The sequence below is a fragment of the Candidatus Enterovibrio escicola genome (assembly GCF_002464935.1).
Taxonomy (GTDB): Bacteria; Pseudomonadota; Gammaproteobacteria; order Enterobacterales; family Vibrionaceae; genus Enterovibrio; species Enterovibrio escicola.
In genome coordinates this window covers 198063-224167 of sequence record NZ_NBYY01000011.1, presented here as the reverse complement: position 1 = coordinate 224167, position 26105 = coordinate 198063, and the positions used below count along the sequence as shown (strand labels likewise).

Here is a 26105-nt window from a genome sequence, read left to right as displayed (position 1 = left end):
AGACTGTGAAAAAACGTTTAACAGAACTGATTAAGCAAGGACGTATGGATATTTCTTCTTACCAAGAATACCAATTGATTCGCTATGTTGAACTTCTCCATAAGTGGAATAGCACCTATAATCTTACGTCGGTTCGTGATCCTCATGACATGGTAATTAAGCACATCATGGATAGCCTCGTAGTAAGCCCATATTTAAAAGGTAAGACATTTATCGATGTGGGAACTGGTCCAGGATTGCCAGGTATTCCGTTAGCTATCATTAATCCCACTAAATCGCTTACCTTGCTGGATTGCTTAGGTAAACGTATCAACTTTATCAGGCAAGTCATTTATGAGCTTAAGATCAACAATATCACCACTGTGAAAAGCCGAGTTGAAGAGTTTCAACCTGAAGAAGGTTTTGATGGGGTGTTGAGCCGAGGGTTTGCTTCAATGAAAAATATGGTAAAAATATGTCATCATTTACCATCTCAGAATGGTCGTTTTCTTGCCCTCAAAGGACGAATAGATCAAAAGGAGATTGATGACTTACCGGCGGAATGTTCTGTGACTGATATCAAACCTTTGATTGTTCCAGGATTGGAAGGAGAACGTCATCTAGTAATTTTGGTTAAATAAAATTGTTAGACAGGGTCTACTCGTGAAGAAAAATATAGCCATTGTGAATTAAAAAAGAGGAAATTCAAAATTCCGACTTGTATTAATCTAGTGGTGTTCTTGTAGCAGCTCAAAGCAAGCTTCTTGACGGTAAAAAACTTGAATGTAATATCCTCATAGATTTGATACTGTGATCTATATATAAATTTCAGGCGTGCCTTCCTAGAAATCTGGTATTTACACCAGAAAGATCCGTAATTGGAGCGTTACATTAGACGATAAATTATTTTAGCGTACCCCTTTCATGATCGTGGTAAACACCAACTAACTTGTGTACTATATAGATATGTAATACATATACATTTACATATCCTTTTAGGATCATCGCATAAATAAACCCCTCCTGATTTATCTCTTTCCTCGACTTCTAATGCTACGTATATTTTCGTCAGCATTTTTTCTAGTTAAACCTGAGCTGCGCATAAGAAATGAACTAAATACCAAAGTCGAGATCTGATTCATTTAAGAAAAACTATTGACTACATAAGCACTTTAGCATGAATAATTTAGACGCTGTTTTTGTTGATGTCGACGAACTTCTGCCAGACTTTCCTCCCTGCATCGAAAAACACCTAATTTCTTCCGGTATCAAACAAAGAAACCTTCTCGCCTTTTAGTTCGCGAAGTAATAACGATAGTGATAGCTTTCCATCAATCTGGGTATTGGGACTTCAAAATCTATTACATCCACTTTTGTTGTCGCTACCTCATCAACGAATTTCCTGAATTAGTTAGCTACACGAGGATACCAAGCTCATGCAAGATTTTCTAGTTCCGCTTTGCTCTTACCTCACTCACTATCAGTCAAGGCTAACAGGGATTGCCTTCGTTGATTCGTCCACGTTATAGCTTTATCACAACCTATGCATTCTTAGACATCAGGTTTTTAAAGGTACCGAGAAGCGAGGAAAAGGAACGATGGGGTGATTCTACGGCTTCAAATCACACCTGATTATCAATGACCAAACTGGTATTATCTCAGTCAAAGTAACCATATCTAACGTGGATGATAGAAAGCCTATATCGGAAATGGCTGACGAGTTTTTTGGGGTGCTTATACGGAGAAAAAGGTTATATCTCTAGCCCATTAGGTCGGAAGCTTGTAGACAAAGGAGTGATACTGATAACGGGTGTGAAAAAGAATATAAAACCCAAATCAAGCATTCTCGGCACTGTAGTTGTATCAGTTTTATGGTTAATTTGCGGGCGAGGCTCATCGCGTATTCATTTCAACCAAAGAAGCCGATTATCAATATGGATTGCTTGATAAGCAAGCACTTATGCAGATCTGAGGTTAGTTAACTAATTAAGGTTGTTCTTTAGTTACATATTTTTACTTGTTGTGATCTGGTTAGCCTGTTGTACAATATAATGACCATTATCAAACTGATGATATTGCATTCAGAACAGTGATCCGTATAAACTTAGCAGTTCTCCCCGACGAGCTAAAATACAGGAAAAGGGAAAACATTGAGGAACTAACACATGGTGGTGTCGCTCACGACTCCAGGTCGAAGACTTGCGAAAAGATTACTGCAGTTACAGGTCTGTGTCGTGTTAGTAACGGCAATCTTGATGGTTACCATAATCAATGTTCACTGGGGAATTTCTGCATTGATTGGCGGGGGCATATTTATAATAGCCAACGGTGTATTTGCGTCATGTTCATTTCTATTTAGTGGAGCGAGATCAGCTAAACTCATCGTTGTATGTTTTTTCAGTGGTGAAGTACTCAAAATTCTGTTAATCGTCGTCTTGTTTTCCGTTGTTTACCTGTATGCCGAGGCGGAACTTATTCCCCTTAAACTAGCCTACTTGCTGGTACTTGGGTCTAATATACTTGCACCAGTTTTATTCATTAACGATAAATAGGATGAGTTATGAATGTGCTCGGTGAAGTGCTAACACCGTCCAGTTATATCACGCACCACCTGACAAATTTGTCAGGTGGTGAGGGATTTTGGACAGTTCACATTGATAGCTTGTTTTTCTCTGTTTTGATTGGTTACAGTTTTTTATGGCTGTTACACTCAGTAGCAAAAAAAGCAACTACTGGGGTTCCCGGTAGGCTGCAATGTGCTGTGGAAATGGTAGTAGAGTTTGTTGATGGCAATGTTCGTGATACCTTCCAAGGAAATAACGCTCTGATTGCACCTCTGGCTCTGACCATTTTTATTTGGATATTTTTGATGAATATGATGGATTTAATTCCTGTTGATTTTATTCCGTATTCAGCAAAATTAGCAGGCATTCCTTATCTTAAGGTGGTACCGACTGCAGATGTAAATATTACCTTATCGATGGCACTTGGTGTCTTTTTCTTGGTCATTTATTACAGTATCAAGATTAAAGGTATTGGCGGTTTTGCTAAAGAACTGGCTCTTCATCCGTTCAATCATCCGATTATGATTCCGTTTAACCTGCTGTTGGAAATTGTATCGTTGCTGGCGAAACCTGTATCCCTTGGCATGCGTTTATTTGGTAATATGTTTGCCGGTGAAGTGGTGTTTATTCTTATCGCCGCTTTGTTGCCGTGGTGGGCGCAATGGCTAGGTGCAGTACCGTGGGCAATTTTCCACATACTGGTCATTACGATCCAAGCATTCGTTTTCATGATGTTGACTATTGTTTATCTGTCTCAGGCACATAACGATTCAAGTCATTGATACGTTTTTAGTAAGTGATTTATTAGACTTTATCGGCATTTAGGCCGATAACAAGATACTGGAGATAGTGATGGAAACTTTATTGAGCTTTTCAGCAATTGCAGTAGGTATAATTGTAGGTCTTGCTTCCATAGGTACAGCGATTGGTTTCGCATTGCTTGGTGGTAAATTCCTTGAGGGTGCTGCACGTCAACCAGAAATGGCTCCAATGCTGCAAGTTAAAATGTTTATCATTGCTGGGCTGCTGGATGCTATTCCAATGATTGGTATAGTAATCGCATTGCTGTTAATTTTTGCGAATCCATTTGTAGGACTAATGACTGCCAGTTGATTTAGTTGTGTAGAAATTTGAAATTAGTAAGGAGTCGCTGTTATGAATATAAACGCAACTCTGTTTGGACAAGCTATTGCATTTTTTATTTTTGTCAGGTTTTGCATGAAATATGTGTGGCCACCAATCATGCAAGCGATTGAAGCACGTCAAAATAAAATTGCTGACGGTCTATCGGCAGCTGATCGTGCCGTAAAGGATCTAAATTTTGCCCAAGTAAAGGTTTCTGATAAATTGAAAGAAGCAAAACGTACTGCAACTAAAATTATTGATCAGGCATATAAACGTAAAGCACAGATTATGGATCAAGCTCGAAATGAAGCTAATGCTGAACGTGATAGCATCTTGAATCTTGGACAGGCCGAGTTAGAAGCTGAGAATAGGCGTGCCCGTGATGAACTTCGTAAACAAGTTGCAGCTCTAGCTGTTATCGGTGCTGAGAAAATTATAAAGCGGTCAATCGATAAAAACACCCATAAAGATATTCTCGATAAAATCGCATCAGAACTCTAAGAAGGGGTGGGAAACATGTCTGAACTGACTACTATTGTACGCCCATATGCTAAAGCAGTTTTCGATCTGGCAATTGAAAAAGGTGAATTAGATCAGTGGTCTGAGATGCTGTATTTTGCTGCTGAGGTGTCTTGTAATGAAGTCATTTCCGATTATATCGGCGGTATGCATTCAATTTCAAAGTTGGCAGATCTTTTTATCTGTGTGTGTGGTGAACAGCTCAATGAGTTTGGTCAGAATCTAGTTAGGATAATGGCTGAAAATAACCGCCTGAAGATGATACCAGAAATGTATATCCAGTTTATGGCACTGCGCCATAACTATGAAAAACAGGTGGATGTTTATGTTTTTTCTGCAATTGTGCTTGATTCAGCGCAATTAGATGCTATTGCTAGGAAGCTGGAAGTACGCCTTGCGCGTAATATAAGGCTCGATTGTAGTGTAGACGAGACCCTGATTGCTGGGGTTGTTATTCGAGTTGGAGACTTAGTTATCGACAATTCAGTGAGCGGTAGTATCCGTCGATTGAAAGATACCTTGCAGTCTTGATTTAGGGAATTGGAGAATGCAACTTAATTCCACCGAAATTGCCGATCTGATCAAACAGCGTATTGAAAAATTCAATGTTGTAAGTGAAGTTCGTAACGAAGGTACCATTGTGTCAGTCGGTGATGGTATTGTTCGTATTCATGGCCTGGCTGACGTAATGCAAGGTGAAATGATTAAACTGCCGAGTACCAGTTTTGCTTTAGCCCTTAACCTTGAGCGGGATTCTGTAGGTGCGGTTGTTATGGGCCCTTATACCGACCTCAAAGAAGGTATGAAAGTAATAGGAACCGGTCACATTTTAGAAGTACCCGTAGGTCCGGAGCTACTGGGTCGTGTAGTTAATACCTTGGGTGAACCTGTTGATGGTAAAGGACCTATTTATGCGAAACTAACATCACCTGTAGAAGTCATTGCACCGGGTGTAATTGCTCGTAAATCTGTCGACCAGCCAGTACAAACAGGTTATAAAGCGGTTGATGCTATGATTCCCATTGGACGTGGTCAGCGTGAGCTGATCATCGGTGACCGTCAGACGGGTAAAACAGCATTGGCAATCGATACGATCATCAATCAAAAGAATTCTGGGATCTACTCTATCTATGTTGCTATTGGCCAAAAAGCGTCAACCATTGCTAATGTTGTGCATAAACTGGAAGAACATGATGCGCTGAAAAATACGATCGTTGTGATCGCAACTGCATCGGAAGCTGCGGCACTGCAATTTTTAGCACCGTATGCAGGTTGTACGATGGGTGAATACTTCCGTGATCGCGGTGAAGATGCGCTTATTGTATACGATGATCTGTCTAAGCAGGCTGTTGCCTACCGTCAGATTTCACTCTTGCTGCGGCGTCCACCTGGTCGTGAAGCGTACCCAGGCGATATTTTTTATCTTCACTCACGTTTACTAGAACGGGCAGCGCGCGTAAATGCTCATTATGTAGACAGATTTACCGCAGGTAAAGTGAAAGGTAAAACAGGCTCTTTAACTGCACTGCCCATTATTGAAACGCAAGCTGGTGACGTCTCTGCATTCGTGCCAACTAACGTTATTTCGATCACTGATGGCCAAATATTTCTGCAAACGGAACTGTTTAACGCGGGTATTCGTCCTGCGGTTGATCCTGGTATTTCAGTATCTCGTGTAGGAGGAGCGGCACAGACTAAAATCATGAAAAAACTGTCTGGAGGTATTCGTACTGCACTGGCTCAGTATCGTGAACTTGCAGCATTTGCACAGTTTTCTTCTGATCTTGATGAAGCGACTAAAAAACAGCTGGATCATGGTCAAAAAGTAACCGAATTGATGAAGCAGAAGCAATATGAACCAAAGTCTGTCTTTGAGCAGGGAATTGTAATATTTGCAGCAGAAAAAGGCTTTTTGATAGATGTTGAACTAAGCAAATTGGTTGATTTCGAAACTGCTCTGATTACATATTCTAAGATGGAATATGTTGAGTTAGTATCTTTAATAGAAGAAACAGGTGATTACAATGGTGAAATTGAAACTCAGATGTTTAAGCTGGTTGAATGTTTCAAGGCAACGCAAACTTGGTAGTGGGTAGAATTCAGTTTTTGCGGTCTCTTAACAACGGAGAGTTATGATGGTCAGCGAAAAAGAAATTCGTAATAAGATCGGAAGTGTTAAAAGTACACAGAAAATCACTAAAGCGATGGAAATGGTAGCAACTTCAAAAATGCGTCGTTCTCAAGATGCGATGGAAGCTTCCCGTCCATATGCAACTACTATGCGTAAAGTGATCGGTCGTGTTGCTCTTGGTAGTCTTGAATATCGCCATACTTACTTGGAAGAGCGAGAAGCTAAGCGTGTTGGTTATATAATGGTGTTTTCTGATCGTGGACTGTGTGGCGGTTTGAACATTAATTTATTTAAACGTGCAGTAGATCACATGCAAGCTTGGAGTCAAAAATATGCAGAAATTGAAACTGCACTGATCGGTTCAAAAGCTACAGCATTCTTCAATAACTATGGCGGGAAAGTTTCAGCACAAGTTTCTGGTTTAGGCGATTTTCCATTGTTGGAAGACCTTATAGGTACGGTTAGTGTGATGTTGGAAAAATACGATGAAGGGCAACTGGATCGCCTGTATTTAGTATATAATAAATTTATAAATACCCTGATGCAGGAACCAGTAATCGACCAATTGATTCCTTTGCCAAAATCAAAAGACGAAAAGATGAAACACTGCCATTCTTGGGACTATATCTATGAACCAGAGGCACAACCTTTGCTGGATACATTATTGATTCGTTATGTGGAGTCACAAGTATATCAAGGTGTAGTCGAAAACCTCGCATCAGAACAAGCGGCGCGAAGGGTTGCAATGAAGTCTGCAACAGATAATGCAGGGGATCTTATTGACGAACTTAAGTTAGTATATAACAAAGCTCGTCAGGCTGCCATTACCCAAGAATTATCGGAGATAGTATCAGGTGCCTCTGCGGTATGAAGTATAAAATAAGGGACAAGAAACTATATTTAGAGGAATAACAATGGCTACAGGTAAGATCGTTCAGATCATCGGTGCGGTTATTGACATAGAGTTTCCACCTGAGTCCGTACCTAAAGTATATGATGCTCTGAATGTGAAACGTGAAGGCGCGTATCTGGTTCTGGAAGTTCAACAACAGTTGGGGGGTGGTGTAGTCCGTACTATAGCGATGGGTTCGTCTGATGGTCTACGTCGTGGACTTGAAGTAGAAAATACTGGAAAATCGATTGAAGTACCAGTTGGTATTGAAACCTTGGGGCGTATTATGAATGTTCTTGGTGATCCAATCGACGAACGTGGCGATATTGGTGAGCAGGTGCGTTATTCAATTCACCGTGAAGCACCAAGTTACGCTGAACAATCCACTTCAATAGAATTGTTAGAAACAGGTGTTAAAGTAATCGATCTAATTTGCCCATTTTCCAAAGGCGGGAAAATTGGTTTGTTCGGCGGTGCGGGTGTAGGTAAGACTGTCAACATGATGGAACTTATCAATAACATTGCTCTACAACACTCAGGTTTATCAGTTTTTGCAGGTGTGGGTGAGCGTACCCGTGAGGGGAACGATTTCTATTTCGAAATGCAAGAAGCTGGTGTTGTAAACGTTGACAACCTAAGTGAATCAAAAGTGGCAATGGTTTATGGACAGATGAATGAACCTCCAGGTAACCGTTTACGAGTTGCGCTAACTGGTTTAACCATTGCAGAAAAGTTTCGTGATGACGGGCGTGATGTTTTATTATTCATAGATAATATATACCGTTATACTCTAGCTGGAACGGAAGTGTCTGCCTTATTGGGTCGTATGCCTTCTGCAGTCGGCTATCAACCGACGCTTGCAGAAGAAATGGGAATGCTTCAAGAGCGAATTACTTCAACGAAAAGCGGTTCTATTACATCGGTGCAGGCTGTATATGTCCCTGCAGATGATTTAACTGACCCCTCTCCTGCAACCACATTTGCCCATTTGGATGCGACCGTAGTTCTGTCACGTTACATTGCTTCGTTGGGTTTGTATCCTGCAATTGATCCCTTGGATTCTACGTCTCGTCAGCTTGATCCGTTAGTTATCGGTCAAGAGCACTATGATGTGGCACATGGTGTTCAGACTGTACTTCAGCGCTATAAAGAACTGAAAGACATCATTGCTATTTTGGGTATGGATGAACTATCTGAAAAAGACAAGCTAACCGTTTCACGTGCACGTAAGATTGAACGTTTCCTTACTCAGCCTTACCATGTAGCAGAAGTATTTACGGGGAACTTGGGTGTTTACGTTTCTCTTAAAGATACCATTGCGGGATTTAAAGGATTGTTAAACGGTGAATTTGATGACATCCCAGAGCAAGCCTTTCTCTACTGTGGTAAGATCGAAGACGTGTTCATAAAAGCAAAAAACCTATAAAGGTTTACAGAGGAGGAGATATGGTAGCAAGGACTTTTCATCTGGATGTAGTAAGTGCAGAGAGACAATTGTTTTCTGGTCTTGCAGAATCTATTCAGGTAACGGGTAGTGAAGGTGAACTTGGTATTTTCCCCAGTCATACTCCTCTGTTGACCCGTATTACGCCAGGCATGATCCGTATCACTAAAAAATTTGGTCACGAGGAAGTTATTTACCTTTCTGGTGGCATGTTGGAAGTACAACCTAGGACAGTAACTGTGCTTGCTGATACCGCAATTCGTGGTGTTGATTTGGATCAGGCTAAAGCAGAAGAAGCGAAGCGCCGTGCTGAAGCATGTATTCTTAATAACCACGGTGATATGGACTTTGCTCAGGTGGCTAGTGAACTAGCGAAAGCAATTGCCCAGCTTCGTGTTATAGAGTTAACGAAAAAGGCACGTTAATGATTTGACGGTAAAGAATTGGGATGTTGTGTCTCTATAGTCTTAATACTAGGCTTGTTGGTTATTCTCCTATGATTTTTTCCTTTTGACCGTTGGTTATGCTATCATGATTTCTTTCTTTACTCAGAAATTGTCTGATAATTGCGCGATATGTAAATTTTAGTCGTACTCATCTCTGGTTCTGGCATTTAAACCCGCAATATCCGTGACTATAACGTTGCTTGGCTAATTAATTCTTTAACGTTAACCCTCTCATAAACGTGGTAAACACCAACCGAATATGGCATAAAATATATAGGGATAGATCTACATTCACATACCATATTTACATCCTCTTATAACTAACCTAAGATCTGTATAAGCAGAACTTTTTTAAACTGAGTAATATTAAGGCTAGTTTTTTTGTTGATCAAAGACTGTCATCGATAATAAATTATTTTCTCAACATAAAATAATTCTAAAGTTTCATTACCTTTGGTTTTATGCGCTTCCGTGTATTCGTGATGAAACTAACCCATTCCGCGGTGAGGTTTATTCAAGGGAGCCAAATGTATACCCTTATCTTACATAAAGTAATCTCTAGAGATTATCGGCTTTATTCGGCATGGATTTTCTGTTATCAACATTGACTGTTGTTATCTTTACTGGAATTATACCTCACTTGTTAGTGATGAAAAGGTGAAGTTTAAAGCCATATAACCATCCCATCGTTTAGCCATCCCCTGAAGCACGCGTTACCCGTAGATTTTTCTTGGTCTTGGGTTTATATTTTCGGATATCAAGCTTGAAACAGCACTGATGGTTAAAGGTATTTTTAAGCATCCACTTCGTGGATTAAAAGGCTTTCTTAATTTGGTTTTTATTTTGATAAATATTCCGCTGGAATCCCTTACATACACTTGCATTAGTAAGCGTTCGAAGACCGTATAAGTTAAGTACTTTTTGCCGAATTTAGGATATATCACCCACGTCGTTATTGATGCCACAGGCCTAAAGGTATGCGGTGAAGGTGAAATGGTGTATCTGGCGAAAACTTCATCTTGCTGTTGATGTGTTTACGCATAGGGTTATTGCTGCAGCAGGTAGCCTAGTTTCTGTGGGTGACAATGAGGTTTTACCTATATTGCTGAACTCATTACGATGGGAGATACAGCAAATCAGTACTGATGGAGCCTATGATATAAGAGTATGTCATCACGTACTGAAGAACAAAGGAATAACGTCACGCATTCCACCTCGAAGCAACGCGGGGTACTGGGAGGAAAGGCATCCTAGGAATGAAGCTGTAAAGGCGTTAGAAGAAGATAAATTGGCGGAGTGGAAAAAGGACAAGGGTTATCACAAACACTCATGAACAGAGACAGTAATGTTTAGCTGTAAACAGTTTCTGAGCCCTAGACTCACTCTTGTGATTACAATGCTCAAGTTGGTGAAGCGTTGGTAAATGTGAAAGCAATGAACAAAGTTATAAAAATCGGTGGTGATGTGTTCAATAAATTAATTTCCTCAAAGTTATTCATTCTGTTAGAAAAAATGATATTTGCAGTAATAGACAACTGGTTTACAAGTCATACTAAACGAATAATTTAACTTATTAAATACATGACCGAACGGGAGTATTCCCTTTAAGGCATGATTAACTTATTGAATGAATACCCTGAATTCAAGTATAAAAAGATATAATATGTCAGTACACTGGTTATTATCCTATTTATTTGTTATTTACCAAATCTTTATTTGCAATATCTTGTCTTTACAATATAAGTTAACTTTTGAAAGTTTATTCTGATTAATGAAGGATAGCTCACCACGATGAATTTTAGTGCTGTTATTTTAGCTGCAGGTAAAGGCGCTCGGATGTATTCAAACTTACCAAAGGTTCTTCATACCATTGCGGGTAAACCTATGGTTAAGCATGTTATCGATAGCTGCAGTTCTCTGGGTGTGAAAAATATTTATTTAATTTTTGGATATGGTGCTGATGTGATGCAATCGATATTGGCTGATGAACCTGTGAGCTGGGTATTGCAAAGAGAACAACTTGGAACTGGACATGCGGTTAGTCAAGCTGCGGGTGAGTTTCAAGATGATGAGCAAATTCTGATCCTTTATGGGGATGTACCTCTCATAGGTAAAAAGACCATCGAAAATTTATTAAATGCCCAGCCTGATGGTGGAATAGCGTTGCTAACTGTCGAATTAGAAGATGCATCTGGCTACGGTCGTATTGTGCGTCGTAACAACTCTGTAGTTGCTATAGTTGAAGAAAAAGATGCGATACAGTCTCAAGATCTGACCAATGAAATTAATACGGGTGTAATGGTCGCAACAGGTCGTGATTTACGGCGTTGGTTATCGGAACTCAAAAAGGAAAATGCTCAGGGTGAATATTATCTGACAGATGTTATTTCCATAGCGTACGATGAGGGTCGAATGGTTGAAGCTGTACAGACAGAGAGTATAATTGAAGTATCAGGTGTCAATAACCGCTTTCAATTAGCTCGCCTTGAGCGTTCCTATCAGGCAGCACAGGCGGAAAAACTGCTGGAAAGTGGTGTAATGCTTCGTGACCCAGCACGCTTTGATCTTCGCGGGCAGTTGCAATGTGGCATAGACGTTGAAATTGACGTCAATGTTATTATTGAAGGTAGAGTTTCTGTTGGTAATAATGTGCTTATCGGGGCAGGTAGTATATTAAAAGATTGCGAAGTTGGGGATAATACCATTATTCGTCCTTATAGTATGATTGACGGGACATCTATTGGTGAAGATTGTTCAGTTGGTCCATTTGCACGTCTGCGTCCTAGTACAGTGTTGGTGGGTGATTCACACGTGGGAAACTTTGTTGAAGTGAAAAATGTACGTATTGGTAAAGGGTCTAAAGCCAATCATTTAACTTATCTAGGTGATGCTGAAATTGGAGATCGTGTAAATATTGGTGCTGGTACCATTACATGTAATTACGATGGTGCCAACAAGCACAAGACCATAATTCAAGATGATGTATTTATCGGCTCGGACAGTCAATTGGTGGCAGCTGTGACTGTCGGTAAAGGGGCAACGATTGGTGCGGGGACAACCGTGACGGATGATGTGGAGGATAATGTACTGGTTGTTACTCGTGTAAAAGCCCGTAAAATCGAAAATTGGCGACGTCCAAAAAAGAAATAAAATACTAGATTGGAGAAGAATATTATACTTGCTACGATTCGTGGTTTTTGTCAAAAGTATAGCAAATTAAAAATAGGTACTTGACGCTTTTATTATTCCACCCTATCATACGCGCCTCAGTTGGGATATCGCCAAGCGGTAAGGCAGCGGCTTTTGATGCCGCCATACCCTGGTTCGAATCCAGGTATCCCAGCCAACGACGCGTCCGTAGCTCAGCTGGATAGAGTACCTGGCTACGAACTAGGCGGTCGGAGGTTCGAATCCTCCCGGACGCGCCATTCCTCCCCTTCTAGGGACTTTGATTAATGTCTGTGTATGCGGAAGTGGCGAAATTGGTAGACGCACCAGATTTAGGTTCTGGCGCCGTAAGGTATGAGAGTTCAAGTCTCTCCTTCCGCACCATTTATTTGCAGTGTTATGGTTACGAACTTAGTCATTGTTTGCTATACCATAAAAATGGTAAAGCGTTTTTTGTTCCTCTACACTCTAGTTAAAATCTCAGTATATCAGCCACATTATATATGGCATTGCAGCTGTGTTTAAAAGGTTGGCTACGTAGCTCAGTTGGTTAGAGCACATCACTCATAATGATGGGGTCACAGGTTCGAATCCTGTCGTAGCCACCATACATTCAGAAGGTTTTAAATAGGTTTTGTACAAACAGACAAGACACCAATCAGTATTGGAATGCACATTTTATCATTTGAAGTAAGTTGCGGGGGTGGCGGAATTGGTAGACGCGCTAGCTTCAGGTGTTAGTGTCCTAACGGACGTGAGGGTTCAACTCCCTTCCTCCGCACCAAATTAAATACTCCTTGAACAAGGAATAATTGTCGGAGTTTACAGGGAGCACAGCCTCTCTAGATGTAAGTATTGAAAGGTGTACATTTCTTGGCACATTCTGTTTTACTATGCAAGAAGGAGTCTTTTGGATTATTTCCCTGTATAGTTCATCTTTACTCTGACATTCCTTACACGCCATATGTCTAATTCCGTATATCTTATCAGATATAGGCATGCTTTTGATTTCAATGTGATATTTTTATATCGAATTATTGATTTCGTCTATAATTTAAAGACTATCTTTCGGAACGAAAGATAGTTTATTACTATGTTTAAGTGTAACCCTTAACAGTAACACTATGAGATAGTTGGAAGGTTGGCTGTGAAGGCCAAGTCAGTGTTGATGAGCTGTTTAACTTATTTAAAATATCAGAAGTGACGATCTGTAAAGAACTAACAGCACTTAAAAAAAGATTTTACTGCGATAGTATGGCAGTGCATATAGTTAACTAAATAGTTTTTGGTCTTGTGATGAAAGTTACGAAGCGAAAGTTATTAATAGGAAAGATGGCAGCAAGTTGTATTTGATGGCACAAAATAAAGTGTGGTGGACAAGTAATTTAAAGAGTTAGATAACGTGCTTAGAATGTTGATGGTCTAAAATTAACGTCAATCGAGGGATAACGACGTTTAATGTTAGTAAGGAGATTGTGTAAATCTTACGAGAGATCAAGGTAGTGATGAAGTCCAATAAGATTGGTTGTAAGATTCCTAATCTTGGGTTGCCCTAGAATGACATTAATACCGTAATCACGTCCAGTCATATGGATAAGACCACTATACTAAAATAACTTGAAGATGCCGGTTTAAGTGAGCTTTACTGATGTGACGATTAAGGCATCCCTTTGTAGGTGTAGTTAACTATATTAATTAAGGGATAATACCGAGCAAGGAGTCAGTAAACCGCCATACGGGAGAATATGAGGGTATAGGTGCGTTAATTTCGTCATTGAATCCTCATGATATAGACTGATTATTCCTATGGGCATTTATTTAGAACTGAACGTTCTAATGAGTTATTAAATCGAAAATTTTTAAGTCTTTTCAGTATAAACTTGCCATTAAAAAAGAAGTACAGAGGTGATCTGTGCCCTCCCTTGAGTTCTGAACGGAGAATGCTATGTGTGGAATTGTCGGTGCGGTTGCGCAGAGGGACGTGTCAGAAATCTTGGTTGAAGGGTTGCGCCGTTTGGAATATCGTGGTTATGATTCTTCGGGATTGGCGGTGATTAATAGTAAAAAGCAACTTAACCGTCTTCGACGATTGGGTAAAGTGAAAGTGTTGATCAATGCACTTGATGTACAAGTTCTCTCTGGCGGTGTAGGCATTGCCCATACTCGATGGGCCACACATGGTAAACCGAGTGAATGCAATGCACATCCACATATGTCCGGCGATACTATTGCCGTTGTTCACAACGGCATCATCGAAAACCACGAGCTGCTTCGTGATATGTTGATCCACAGAGGATACGTTTTTACATCCTGTACGGATACTGAAGTAATAGCACACCTAGTACATTGGGAATTGGCACAAGGTGGTGTACTGTTAGACGCTTTTCAGCGAACCACAGCTCAGCTTAAAGGTGCATATAGCACGGTAGTAATGAATAGGCTAGATCCTGATCGGTTGATTTCTGCGTGTTCCGGAAGTCCTTTAGTTATTGGTTTGGGGGTTGGCGAAAATTTTCTTGCATCTGATCCGTTGGCTCTTTTGAGTGTAACACGACGTTTTATTTTTCTTGAAGAAGGTGACATTGTAGAAATTACTCATTGTAATGTTGATATCTATGATATTGATGGAAACGCTGTTGAGCGTGAGATCCATGAATTGAGGTTTGAGACGTGTACGGCTGATAAAGGGTCATATAAACACTATATGCAAAAAGAAATATTTGAGCAACCATTCGCTATTATCAAGACATTAGAAGGGCGAATGGATGCAAATACTGTTCTTGTAGATAAACTTGCTCATGGAACAAAAGATATCCTGCAAAAGGCTGATCATATTCAAATCGTCGCCTGTGGTACGTCCTACAATGCAGGATTGGTTGCAGGATACTGGTTTGAATCGATTGCAGGGATCCGATGTGATGTTGAAATTGCCTCTGAATTTCGCTATCGAAAGTTTGTTACTCGTCAAAACAGTGTGTTGATAACCCTTTCACAATCTGGAGAAACGGCTGACACTCTAGCTGCTCAACGTTTGGCTAAAGACAGAGGATTTATGGCTACCATTACGGTGTGTAATGTTGCGAGTTCGTCTCTGGTGAGAGAGTCAGATATCGCTATTATGACACGAGCAGGCACCGAAATTAGTGTGGCGTCCACTAAGGCGTTTACCACGCAGCTTGCGGTTCTACTTATGATAGTAACGTCGCTTGGTAAGCTACGGGGTACCGTTAGTGAAAAAAAAGAAGCGAATATTGTGAAAGCACTACAGCATTTGCCAGTTTATCTTGAGATAGCGTTAACGTTTGATAAGCAAATTGAATCTCTCGCTAAGGGGTTTGTTGATAAACAGCATGCACTGTTTTTAGGACGTGGTGAGTTCTTTCCTATAGCGATGGAAGCTTCGTTGAAGTTAAAAGAAATCTCTTATATTCATGCTGAAGCTTATGCTGCGGGGGAGTTGAAACACGGTCCATTAGCACTAGTTGATGCTAATATGCCAGTTATCGTAATTGCTCCAAACAATGATTTGTTAGAAAAGTTAAAATCCAATATTGAAGAAGTGCGAGCGCGCGGTGCACAATTATATGTGTTTGCTGATAAAAACGCAGGTTTTAAAGAATCTGAAGGTATAACGATTGTTCAAATGCCTCCTGTTGAGGAAGTTTGTGCACCTATGTTTTTTATTATTCCTTTGCAACTGCTATCATATCACGTGGCCTTGATTAAGGGAACTGATGTTGACCAGCCTCGAAATTTGGCAAAATCTGTTACCGTTGAGTAATCTACAGAATTGGATACAGCCTGTCTGGTAATAGGGAAACATTTGTATTCAATATTACAGATACTATTACTATATTTTTTAAATGATACTTATCAACATGGAATGAAAAGGTCGTTTATACGAAAACTTACTTATTGAATAAATAATCCTTCATGGCATCTCATTACTACTATACTCTTTATTCTATCTAATATTTACAAGCTTAAAATACATCATTTTTTTTACAAAATGCAACTCATTCCGCAGTAAAAACAAGGCGTTTCATATTTAAAATATAAACACTTCATCCTCAAGTTAATATAATTACTTGATGATGAATGATTTAAGGCATGTACAAATAATTGGCGCGTATTGTGCAGGTTATAGATAAAGCAGTAAAAGAATAACAAATATATGAATGTCGTAGGGAATGAAATATGATCGACTCAAAATCACAAGTAGCGAAGCGTATTAAAGATGCACGTGAGTGGAAAGGTATCACTCAGGTAAAAATGGCGAAATTACTTGCTGTAGCACGTCAAACATATTTAGATATTGAAACTGGAAAAACAGAACCTCGTGTTAGAATGTTGTCTGAGATTGCAGAAATCACAGAACGTCCATTTGGTTGGTTCGTTTACGGCGATGCTGATGTTGAACTGAAGGATGTACAATATAAGCAGGATGTTAATAGATTGTTAGAATACTTCTCAAAGTTACCCTATGAAGCACGAACAGTAATCTTAAACCAAAGCGTTAATATGGCCTCATTTATGGTTAATTACTCAAAATCATCTCAGAGAGGTTGAGTATTTATATGGTATGTTTAACGCATCTTATTAGTTCTTAAAATAGGGTTTGTATTAGGATTAACTAGATTAGGCAATGATAGATCTTGAATTTAGATAATAATGGAGACACTTGTGGTCTAGTGTAAAACAGGAAGCCAGCTACCGAAAGTGGGAGGTTTTTATCTCTAAGGAAATAAATAGTACCAGCATGAATTATCAAGATTTTCTAGCGGAAATAAGATATAAAGTTTCAACTTTTTTGGACTGTGAAATTCTAATCTCCGATATCTCAAAGAGGATTTGTTGATTAAATCAGGCTGATAATGCACTGATCCCAATCTTTTTACAGTCTTTAATTTGTCTGAAGGCGAAAGGGCATACTGAGTCTTATAACTTTGTTCATTTTTTCATATTTGCCAGCGCCTCACTAACTTGAGCAGTGTAATTACGAAGAGTAAGTTTAGGGCTGAGCAATTGTTTATAGCGAAACATTGCTGTCTCTGCTAATGATAATTTGTGATAACCCTTGTCCTTTTTCTAGTCCGCCAGTTTGTCTTCTTTCAAAGCCTTTACAGCTTCATTTCTAGGATGTCTTTCCTCCCTGTACCCTGCGTTACTTCGAGGTGGAATACTTGACGTTATTCCTTTCTTTTTCAGTACGTGGTGACATGCTCTTGTACCATAGGCTCCATCAGTACTAATTTGCTGTATCTCTCATCGTAATGGGTGCAGCAATATAGGTAAAACCTCATTGTCACCTACAGAAAATAGGTTACCTGCTGCAGCAATAACCCCATGAATAAATACATCAACGGCAAGATGAAGTTTGCGCCAGATACACCACTTCTCCTTACCGTGTTTACGCGTTTTCCATTTGCCTGCGTCGTATACTTTTAGACCTGTATCATCAATAACGACGTGGGCTACAGCTCCTTAACTCAGAAAAAAGTACTTAACTTTTACGTTCTTCGAACACTTACTCATTTAGGTGTATATAGGGGATTTCGTCGGGATATTCATCAACGTAAAAACCGAATTGAGAAAGCCTTTTAATCCGTGAAGTGGGAGTTTAAAAAATAACTTTCACAATTAGTAACGTTTCAATCGAGGTATCCAAAAATATAAACTAACGGCCATGATGAGCGTTATGCATTAGATAAGGCCATGCCTTAATAGCAGCGAGGTCTATCCAAAAAATTACTGAGTCTCGGTTTACTAATGCTTGATTATATTGTTTCCAGTTGCTGATCTTGGCCTTTACCTTTCCCATCATTACCTCTAGCTTAACTCCATGATAGGCTGATCGTAGGCACGGTAGTTGTGTCAGCTTTATGGTCAACTTGCTGGTGGGGTTTATCGCGTATTTATTTTAACCAAAGAAGCCTAGTATCAAGATGATTTGGCTTGATAAGCAAGCACTTATGCAGATCGGAAATTGATTATGGTGTAGCGCTGACTAATAATGAAGTTGAGCGTAACTTCCTTGGTAGTGTCATCATGCGAAAAATCTATTTTGGGAGTAACTTACACAGAGAAACATTGTTCAGTTCACGCGTACTGTCAGTGGTGGCGACCTGTAAAAACTTTGGTTTGTCGGTGCCATCTGCTATCAATGATATTGTGTCGTCTGTGACACGAAGGCAGTCCTATTCGGATGTATTCGATCTTATTTCTCCTGAGTTAAAATTACCTATGGTAAAGGGTTATCGGAAGGGAAAATATAGATATACAATTAGTACACAAAGAAAGAAAATGGGGAAATAGAATAAATGCCTTATTGACATATAGTTAAATGTAATTTTGGTTTTTATTGTTTTATTGCGTCATTTTCCAATGCAAAATGAGCTGAAGATCCGGCCTAGAAGATCATCTGATGTAAATTTTCCGATGATTTGACTTAAATGTTGTTGAGCGATCCTAAGCTCCTCAGCTAAAATTTCCCTCGCTGCATTGTCTTCAAACTGTTCTTTCCCTATCTTAAGATGGTAGGCTGCGTCATCGATCGCTTCCAGATGACGACGACGAGCCATAAAGCTTCCTTCAGTTGAACCAGAGAAGCCCATACAGGCTTTTAAGTGTTCGCGCAGGGTATTAATGCCATTGCCTGTTTTTGCACTAAGACGGATCAATGTCATTTGGTTCGTCTTAGAAATACCAAGAGTTTCCCCCGTCACATCAGCTTTATTTCGGATGACTGTCATGCCAATCCTTGTAGGAAAACGGTCAATGAATTCAGGCCAAATTTCTTCGGGTAAGGTAGCATCGGTGGTAGTGCCATCTACCACCAATAGCATACGATCTGCCTGTGAAATTTCGTTCCAAGCGCGTTCTATACCAATGATTTCAATGTCATTTGATGCTACTCGAAGACCAGCAGTATCAATTAGATGTAATGGCATTCCGTCAATGTGGATCTGTTCACGAAGTATATCACGTGTGGTACCGGCAATATGGGTTACTATGGCACTCTCTTTACCTGAAAGGGCATTGAGTAAACTTGATTTTCCTGCATTAGGACGGCCTACAATCACGATTTTCATACCTTCACGCATGATTGTGCCCTGATTGGCTTCCTTACGAACCTCATTGAGGGTATTTATAATGTCATCTAGATCTGTGGCTACTTTAGCATCCGATAGGTAATCAATTTCTTCGTCAGGGAAATCAATCGATGCTTCAACATAAATTCTTATAGAGATCAGGGATTCTACCAGTTGTTTAACCTTTTTAGAAAAGGTTCCTTGTAAGCTTCGAAGTGCGTTTCTTGCCGCCTGTTCGGAGCTGGCATCAATTAGGTCGGCAATGGCTTCCGCTTGTGTTAAATCAAGCTTTTCATTAAGAAAGGCGCGTTCTGAAAATTCACCAGGTCGTGCTGTGCGTACGCTGTCAATGGCGATGATGCGTTTGATAAGCATGTCCATAATCACTGGACCTCCATGCCCTTGGAGTTCAAGGACATCTTCTCCTGTAAAAGAATTTGGTGCTTGGAAGAAGAGAGCAATCCCTTGATCCAGTGGAGTTCCTTCCTCGTCTTTAAACGTGAGATAGGTAGCGTGACGAACAGGCAGATCTTGGCCAGTAATTGCTCTTGTGACATCTTTTGCTTTCGGACCGGAGACTCGAATAATACCGATTCCACTCCGCCCTAGTGGCGTCGCTTGTGCGACGATAGTGTCTGTTTGAATCATAGGAACTAGACCTTTCTGTAAAATTGTTGCTAGTCTATATCAGTGCTATTCTACGTTGTGTATAAGACAGGAAAGAAGAAAGGCAGTTTTTGACCACCTTTCTATTGTTTATTAATGTCATTTTCGGCTATGAAGGCCTTTTTTCTCGAGTGAATGGTAAATTAAGGTTTGCTGTAGAAGTGTCACTATATTGGATATCAACCAGTACAGAACCAGACCAGCAGGGAACCACAGGAAAAACAAGGTGAACATTATCGGCATGAAATTCATGATTTTTTGCTGTATAGGGTCAGTGACTGTGCTTGGACTCATCTTTTGAATGATGAACATAGAAGCACCCATTAACAGTGGCAGTACATAATATGGGTCTGGTGCAGACAAATCGCGTATCCAGAGTATGAACGGTGCGTGCCTCAATTCTACCGATTCCATCAATGCCCAGTAAAGTGCAATAAAAATAGGCATTTGCAGGACCAGAGGGAGGCAGCCACCCAATGGGTTCACTTTCTCTTTTTTGTATAACGTCATCATTTCTTGGCTCATACGTTGACGGTCATCACCAATACGTTCACGCATTTCTACCAGTTTAGGCTGTAGCATCCGCATTTTTGCCATAGAGGTGTATTGTGCTTTTGTCAACGGATACATGGCGCCACGAACGATGAAGGTAAGGATAATGATTGCGACCCCCCAGTTACCGACGATTTCGTGGATCTGAGATAACAACCAGTGTAGTGGAGTTGCAATAACTGACAACCAACCATAATCCACTGTTAGATTCAAATAAAGGGCGGTTTCTGTCATCTGATCTTGCAGTTTTGGACCAACCCAAAGAGTCGTATTTAAAGTTGTCTCAGTACCGGGAACAACGATGGTTGTAGGGTAGCGAACACCGATAAATCCTTGACCCTTATGGGTTCTAGTATACAGATTTGCTTCACCTGATGCATGTGGAATCCAAGCAGCAATAAAATAGTGTTGCATCATGGCTGCCCAACCACTATGAGTCATAGTCAGATTAAGATTATTATCCTGCATATCATCAAAGCTGTATTTTTTGTATCGAGTATCATCTACAGAGTATACACCTCCTCGGTAAGTAGGCATTGTTAAACTACCACCGTCATCCATCAGATTTTGTTTTAATTGTGTATACATTTGGACAGATGTAGGTTTGTCGCTTTTGTTGTCGATAATGTAAGATACATCAACTGCATAGCTACCACGCTTAAGAGTGAAAACTTTTGTGTAAGTAATGCCATCTTTTACCAATATCAGAGGAACACGCAGTTCTTCTTGGTTATCTTCAAGGAAGAAACTGCTTGTAGTAGTGGCAAATTGTGCTCGGCCATTCAGTGTGTCAATACCGTTAGAACCAATTAATCCACTTTGGGCTATAAATTCGTGATCCGGATCTTTTTTCAGTAGGACAAATTTATTTTCGGAATCTAATGCCGCGGCATAATTCTCTAACTCGGCACGAATAACATCACCGCCTTGTATATCAACGATCAAAGTCAGCACATCGGTATGGATACTAATGTGCTTGCTAGATATTGAATTCTGCATTAGAAGTTGGGAGCCTTCTAAACTGGAAGGTATATCACCACTGTATTGTCCTTGCTGTGTTACGCTAAGATCTTCTTGTTGAGGGGGGGTTGTTTCATTCCAGTTGATATACAACATGAACGAAACAAACATGAGGGCAATCAACAGAATATTACGTTGAGAATCCATTGTTAGTTGTCTCGATTATTAGGATGATGTGGGGGTACAGGATCATACCCACCATGATTAAGAGGGTGGCATTTCAATAAACGTTTGCTAGTGATCCAACATCCTTTTATCATACCGTGACGGTTGACAGCTTCTATGGCGTATTGAGAGCACGACGGTGTAAACCGACAATGAGGTCCTAGCAACGGGCTGATGAAGAGTTGGTATGTGTGAAACACGCCAATGACTATTTTTTTTGAGGTAGTTGAGATAAACGTTGCCATAATTTATGGAGCAGCGCCCTTAGTTCTTCGTTACTCAGATCTTTTGCACTTTTCCTTGCAATAACAACAAAATCTTTCGCAGGTAGTGAATGTTGATGTAAGCGAAAACTTTCACGAACGAGACGTTTAAAACGGTTTCGATCTACGGCAAGTTTGATTTGTTTTTTTGGTACAGTTTGCCCCAAACGTGGATTATTGACAGTGTTGTTACCGACAAGAATAGTTAAGTGCTGAGAGCCAGCGCGATGTGTATGTGGTTGCTGGAAAATTGAGTCAAAATGTTTTGGAGTTAACAGTCTGAACTCTCGAGAAAAAGCAAACTTATTCACAAATTATTAGTCATTACTTAGAAAGCTGCTTACGGCCTTTTGCTCGGCGGGCGGCAATAACCCTGCGGCCACCCTTAGTTGCCATGCGTGCACGGAAACCGTGAGTGCGCTTACGCTTTAGAACAGAAGGTTGGAAAGTGCGTTTCATGGTTTCTACCTTTAATTACAAGTTTCAGGTTTGTTGACCTGATGTGGTGGATGCGAGCTATGTTCAACAGGCATACCAGCGAAGAAGGACAAATTGTAATCACTGGCTTAGTAATAGTCAATGTTAAAACCAGAAATGGTTACTATCCAGAAGCAAGATCCCTTCGCCGTGTAATTATACAGATAGTTAAGTCAGTATGTTAAAGCTGCTGATCCAATTTTAATTAACCTCAGATCTGCATAAGCACTAGCTTATGCAGATCTGAGGTTAATTAACTTTTACGTTCTTTAAACACGTTACTAATGCAGGTATCTGAAATGGATTTTAACGGGACATTCATCAACGTCAAAACTGAATTGAAAAAGCCTTTTAATCCATGAAGTGAGAGCTTAAAAATACCTTTCATCATCTAGTGCCGTTTCAATTGAGCTATCCGAAAATATAAACCCCCAGCCACGATGACCAGGATGCTTTATACAAGAGCATACCGAAATGGAAGCAATATCCAAAAAGTCACTGAGCCACGGTTTACTAATGGTTGATTAGATTGTTTCCAGTTGCTGATCTTGTGCTTGATCTTTCCCCATCGTTGTCTCCGCTTAACTCCATGATGATTTGATCGTATGAATTGCGATTAGTTCAGATATTTAGGAAACAACGTCCATAAAAATAGGCAACAAATCTGCTCTAACAACACGAAAACGAGGGAATTGCCAAGATAGAACATATACTTAAGATCCGTGCTAAAGTGACTCTTTGATATCGTTCACTTAACGATGATTCTTTAGAGTATTTGATGGCCAGTTAAAATATAACGCCTGTGCATTTCACCTAACGGCAGGCGTTATTCCTTGTTTTTGTGTCTGAAATCCGATGTGTTTCCCAAACAGGAAGCAAAACTTGACAGAAATCGGTAATATTGCTGAACACAGCATCTGAGTTATTCATGCCAAAATCATTTGGCGATTGATGATTTAGTTTAATCGACCAGACATACTTCACTAGAGAAAGTTATGAAATTTACTAATTTACGTGAATTTATCACCTATTTGGAATCAGTCGGTGAGCTAAAACGCATCACTCATCTGGTAAGTCCAGATCAGGAAATGGTGGAAATTGCCGACCGTGTCTTGCGGACGCGTGGCATGGCTTTACTATTCGAAAATCCTGTTGGCTATAATATGCCAGTATTGGCCAATTTATTTGGTACACCCAAACGCGTGGCTATGGGCCTAGGGCGTGAGGATGTAACTCAGTTGCATGAAATAGGCAAACTGCTGGCCTATCTCAAAGAGCCAGAACTACCAAACGGTTTTAAAGATGCTATTGATAAATTGCGAGTATTTAGGCACGTGTTTAACATGTCAGCAAAAAGGGTACGTAAGGCTCCTTGTCAGGATATTGTGTGGAAAGGTAATGAAGTCGATCTCGATAAGATTCCAGTGATGAAGTGTTGGTCGGCTGATGTCGCTCCGTTACTGACTTGGGGTTTGACTATCACGAAAGCACCGAATAAACATCGTCAAAATTTGGGTATTTACCGCCAGCAGAAAATAGGAAAAAACAAGGTCATAATGCGTTGGCTTGCACACCGCGGTGGTGCGTTAGATTTACGTGAATGGATAAAAAAATATCCTAGTCTACTGTTCCCTGTTTCCGTGGCGTATGGCGCCGATCCGGCTACTATTTTGGGTGCTGTAATGCCTGTTCCTGATGCCTTATCTGAATATGCTTTTGCGGGTTTACTGCGAGGTAGTCGGACACAAGTGATCAAGAGCATTAGCAATAACTTAGACATCCCAGCAAGTTCTGAAATTGTGATGGAAGGGTATATTGATCCCAATGAGTATGCTGATGAGGGTCCGTATGGAGATCATACTGGCTACTACAATGAAATTGAACCTCATCATGTGTTCACAATTACACATATCACTATGCGTAAAAATCCGATATACCACAGCACCTATACAGGACGTCCACCGGATGAACCAGCCGTGTTAGGCGTTGCGTTAAACGAAATTTTCGTTCCAATTCTACAAAAGCAGTTTCCAGAAATTGTGGATTTCTATTTACCACCAGAAGGGTGCTCATATCGCATGGCGGTAGTTATCATGAGAAAGCAGTATCCGGGACATGCTAAGCGCGTGATGATGGGAATATGGTCATTTTTGCCCCAATTCATGTACACAAAGTATATAATTGTCTGTGATGATGGTGTAAACGCACGTGATTGGAACAGTGTCATTCAGGCGATGATCACTCGAATGGATCCGGTTCGTGATACGGTAGTGATCGAAAACACTCCGATCGACTCACTCGATTTCGCTTCCCCTGTCGTGGGGTTAGGCTCAAAAATGGGGCTAGATGCAACGAGTAAATGGGACGTTGAAATCGTCAATTCGGTCAAGGTTGATTTAGGAAACAGTAGCATTAAGGAGGCAGTGGATATAAAAGTGCTGACGGATATTTTGAAGAGACAATTCCCAGAGGTTATAGATTTCTACTTACCTCCAGAAGCAAATTCGAGAGAGATGGCATTGGTTAACATTAAAAAAAGCGTGGTAGGCCAAGCTAAGCGTGTGATGGATGGTGTTTGGTCGATATTAGACCCGCATATGTACACAAAATTCGTGATGATTTTTGATGAAGACATCAATATTCGTGATTGGAATGATGTCATTTGGGCGATTACAACTCGTATGGATCCCTCACGAGATACCTTAATGATAGAAAGTACGCCAATTGATGATCTTGATTCTATGTCGCTGGTTATTGATCACGGATCCAAAATGGGATTAGATGCTACCAATAAATTACCGACTGAATCGACTAGAGGGTGGGGAACACCGATTATAAAAGATCCAGAGATGGTTACAAAGATCGACGAAATGTGGGAAAAATTAAGTATCTAAATCACGTCTGTTGTGAACAGAGTACCTGAACATGAACACTTGCCTTTATTACTAGGTGCACTTTGTGCAAAGTGTATTATCTTACATAGATAATGGTCTGTTCAGTGTGTTGATATAGTTATTTAAGAGTAATCTTGCAATTATCTTGAATCCATGTTTACAGAGAAAAATATGCAGCAAAGGTGTAAATTTAACAGTAAATATATTCAGTATCATTATTGGCAATGGGGTGTTTATCTTTGATGAGTTTTTTTTAAACAGTGTAGTGAAAAATTATAATCATTTCGCCAAAAATAACCTAACGTATAATACCCTGCCTAAAACTATATTAACTGATAATCTCTAGGAACTATTACTCGAACTAATGAAGAGTACTGTCATATTTATGACAAGCCAGAACATAGAATGACTTTTGAAAGTATTCTCTATCGGATTTGAACTGGTATACTATAGCGAGATTTACCATGTTGGTTTTGAAAAAAGTGTAACGTATATCGAAGATTTAATCTTTTGTTTAGAAAAGGTATTTCAAGAAAACTTCTCAAAGAGTTATCTAAAATAGCTGATTTTGAATGGATCTTTATTTACGGTTCCAGCATTCGAGCACTCCAACACAATCGTGTTGGAGTGATTCCAAATCATGAGATAATAGGAAAAAGTTGTGGTGATAATTCGCTAAATATTCATTCTGCCGTAGATAGTATCTAAT

20 protein-coding genes, 5 tRNA genes and 5 pseudogenes are annotated in these 26105 nt (G+C 40.0%); 23 read left to right on the top strand and 7 right to left on the bottom strand.

Features of this window, described 5'->3' with window-relative positions:
• Positions 1 to 5 precede the first annotated feature (5 nt).
• From rsmG to BTN49_RS05050, 21 genes and pseudogenes are all read left to right on the top strand, one after another.
• Positions 6 to 620 carry a 16S rRNA (guanine(527)-N(7))-methyltransferase RsmG gene (gene rsmG, locus BTN49_RS05145; protein WP_097356283.1) on the top strand — a complete coding sequence of 205 codons (615 nt, stop codon included), beginning with the start codon at positions 6 to 8 and terminating at the stop codon, positions 618 to 620.
• A 536-nt stretch (positions 621 to 1156) separates the two neighbouring features.
• Positions 1157 to 1951, top strand: a pseudogene (locus tag BTN49_RS22025) (IS982 family transposase).
• Positions 1952 to 2144: 193 nt separating this feature from the next.
• Positions 2145 to 2531, top strand: coding sequence for a F0F1 ATP synthase subunit I (locus BTN49_RS05135; RefSeq protein WP_097356282.1), 387 nt, complete (start codon positions 2145 to 2147; stop codon positions 2529 to 2531).
• Between the two features lie 8 nt (positions 2532 to 2539).
• Positions 2540 to 3325: a F0F1 ATP synthase subunit A gene (gene atpB / locus BTN49_RS05130; RefSeq protein WP_097356281.1), complete on the top strand. Its 786-nt coding sequence runs from the start codon at positions 2540 to 2542 to the stop codon at positions 3323 to 3325.
• A gap of 70 nt (positions 3326 to 3395) precedes the next feature.
• A complete protein-coding gene (gene atpE / locus BTN49_RS05125) occupies positions 3396 to 3656 on the top strand; it encodes a F0F1 ATP synthase subunit C (RefSeq protein ID WP_097356280.1) in 261 nt (86 codons plus the stop codon).
• Positions 3657 to 3698: 42 nt separating this feature from the next.
• Positions 3699 to 4169: a F0F1 ATP synthase subunit B gene (gene atpF, locus BTN49_RS05120; RefSeq protein WP_097356279.1), complete on the top strand. Its 471-nt coding sequence runs from the start codon at positions 3699 to 3701 to the stop codon at positions 4167 to 4169.
• Between the two features lie 15 nt (positions 4170 to 4184).
• On the top strand, positions 4185 to 4718 hold the full coding sequence (gene atpH, locus BTN49_RS05115) for a F0F1 ATP synthase subunit delta (RefSeq protein WP_097356278.1): 534 nt from the start codon (positions 4185 to 4187) through the stop codon (positions 4716 to 4718).
• 16 nt (positions 4719 to 4734) lie between these two features.
• Positions 4735 to 6276, top strand: coding sequence for a F0F1 ATP synthase subunit alpha (gene atpA / locus BTN49_RS05110; protein ID WP_097356277.1), 1542 nt, complete (start codon positions 4735 to 4737; stop codon positions 6274 to 6276).
• Between the two features lie 46 nt (positions 6277 to 6322).
• Entirely contained in the window at positions 6323 to 7189 is an 867-nt protein-coding gene (atpG, locus tag BTN49_RS05105) for a F0F1 ATP synthase subunit gamma (protein WP_097356276.1), read from the top strand.
• Between the two features lie 43 nt (positions 7190 to 7232).
• Positions 7233 to 8636, top strand: coding sequence for a F0F1 ATP synthase subunit beta (atpD, locus tag BTN49_RS05100; protein ID WP_097356275.1), 1404 nt, complete (start codon positions 7233 to 7235; stop codon positions 8634 to 8636).
• Positions 8637 to 8656: 20 nt separating this feature from the next.
• On the top strand, positions 8657 to 9079 hold the full coding sequence (locus BTN49_RS05095) for a F0F1 ATP synthase subunit epsilon (RefSeq protein WP_097356274.1): 423 nt from the start codon (positions 8657 to 8659) through the stop codon (positions 9077 to 9079).
• 753 nt (positions 9080 to 9832) lie between these two features.
• A pseudogene (locus BTN49_RS17505) lies at positions 9833 to 10669 on the top strand (IS5 family transposase); the annotation flags it as partial.
• A 222-nt stretch (positions 10670 to 10891) separates the two neighbouring features.
• Complete coding sequence (glmU, locus tag BTN49_RS05085) at positions 10892 to 12250, top strand: bifunctional UDP-N-acetylglucosamine diphosphorylase/glucosamine-1-phosphate N-acetyltransferase GlmU (protein ID WP_097356273.1); 1359 nt, start codon at positions 10892 to 10894, stop codon at positions 12248 to 12250.
• Between the two features lie 121 nt (positions 12251 to 12371).
• Positions 12372 to 12446 (top strand) — tRNA-Gln (locus BTN49_RS05080).
• A gap of 5 nt (positions 12447 to 12451) precedes the next feature.
• Positions 12452 to 12528, top strand: a tRNA-Arg gene (locus BTN49_RS05075).
• 39 nt (positions 12529 to 12567) lie between these two features.
• Positions 12568 to 12652 (top strand) — tRNA-Leu (locus BTN49_RS05070).
• 147 nt (positions 12653 to 12799) lie between these two features.
• Positions 12800 to 12876, top strand: a tRNA-Met gene (locus BTN49_RS05065).
• An 89-nt stretch (positions 12877 to 12965) separates the two neighbouring features.
• Positions 12966 to 13052 (top strand) — tRNA-Leu (locus tag BTN49_RS05060).
• Between the two features lie 377 nt (positions 13053 to 13429).
• Positions 13430 to 13546: pseudogene (locus tag BTN49_RS20465) on the top strand (hypothetical protein); the annotation flags it as partial.
• A 667-nt stretch (positions 13547 to 14213) separates the two neighbouring features.
• Positions 14214 to 16049 (top strand): glutamine--fructose-6-phosphate transaminase (isomerizing), encoded by a 1836-nt coding sequence (glmS, locus tag BTN49_RS05055; protein WP_097356272.1) that lies wholly within the window; start codon positions 14214 to 14216, stop codon positions 16047 to 16049.
• Between the two features lie 416 nt (positions 16050 to 16465).
• Complete coding sequence (locus tag BTN49_RS05050; RefSeq protein ID WP_097356271.1) at positions 16466 to 16837, top strand: helix-turn-helix transcriptional regulator; 372 nt, start codon at positions 16466 to 16468, stop codon at positions 16835 to 16837.
• 334 nt (positions 16838 to 17171) lie between these two features.
• On the opposite strand, the pseudogene BTN49_RS05045 reads toward BTN49_RS05050, so the two are convergent.
• A pseudogene (locus BTN49_RS05045) lies at positions 17172 to 18089 on the bottom strand (IS5 family transposase).
• A 134-nt stretch (positions 18090 to 18223) separates the two neighbouring features.
• Between BTN49_RS05045 and BTN49_RS05040 the strand changes: the two are divergent.
• Positions 18224 to 18583: a hypothetical protein gene (locus BTN49_RS05040; protein WP_097356270.1), complete on the top strand. Its 360-nt coding sequence runs from the start codon at positions 18224 to 18226 to the stop codon at positions 18581 to 18583.
• Positions 18584 to 18642: 59 nt separating this feature from the next.
• On the opposite strand, the gene mnmE is transcribed toward BTN49_RS05040, so the two are convergent.
• From mnmE to BTN49_RS17500, 6 genes and pseudogenes are all read right to left on the bottom strand, one after another.
• A complete protein-coding gene (gene mnmE, locus BTN49_RS05035) occupies positions 18643 to 20007 on the bottom strand; it encodes a tRNA uridine-5-carboxymethylaminomethyl(34) synthesis GTPase MnmE (protein WP_097356269.1) in 1365 nt (454 codons plus the stop codon).
• Positions 20008 to 20124: 117 nt separating this feature from the next.
• On the bottom strand, positions 20125 to 21744 hold the full coding sequence (yidC, locus tag BTN49_RS05030; protein WP_097356268.1) for a membrane protein insertase YidC: 1620 nt from the start codon (positions 21742 to 21744) through the stop codon (positions 20125 to 20127).
• 2 nt (positions 21745 to 21746) lie between these two features.
• A complete protein-coding gene (gene yidD, locus BTN49_RS05025) occupies positions 21747 to 22007 on the bottom strand; it encodes a membrane protein insertion efficiency factor YidD (protein ID WP_097356267.1) in 261 nt (86 codons plus the stop codon).
• Positions 21971 to 22336 carry a ribonuclease P protein component gene (gene rnpA / locus BTN49_RS05020; RefSeq protein WP_097356266.1) on the bottom strand — a complete coding sequence of 122 codons (366 nt, stop codon included), beginning with the start codon at positions 22334 to 22336 and terminating at the stop codon, positions 21971 to 21973. Before rnpA ends, yidD begins: the two co-directional genes overlap by 37 nt.
• Positions 22337 to 22349: 13 nt before the next feature.
• Positions 22350 to 22484 (bottom strand): 50S ribosomal protein L34, encoded by a 135-nt coding sequence (gene rpmH / locus BTN49_RS05015; RefSeq protein WP_097356265.1) that lies wholly within the window; start codon positions 22482 to 22484, stop codon positions 22350 to 22352.
• 298 nt (positions 22485 to 22782) lie between these two features.
• A pseudogene (locus BTN49_RS17500) lies at positions 22783 to 23109 on the bottom strand (transposase); the annotation flags it as partial.
• A 388-nt stretch (positions 23110 to 23497) separates the two neighbouring features.
• On the opposite strand from BTN49_RS17500, the gene ubiD reads away from it, so the two are divergent.
• Positions 23498 to 25396, top strand: a complete 1899-nt coding sequence (gene ubiD / locus BTN49_RS05010; RefSeq protein WP_097356264.1) for a 4-hydroxy-3-polyprenylbenzoate decarboxylase — start codon at positions 23498 to 23500, stop codon at positions 25394 to 25396.
• Positions 25397 to 26105: the final 709 nt, after the last annotated feature.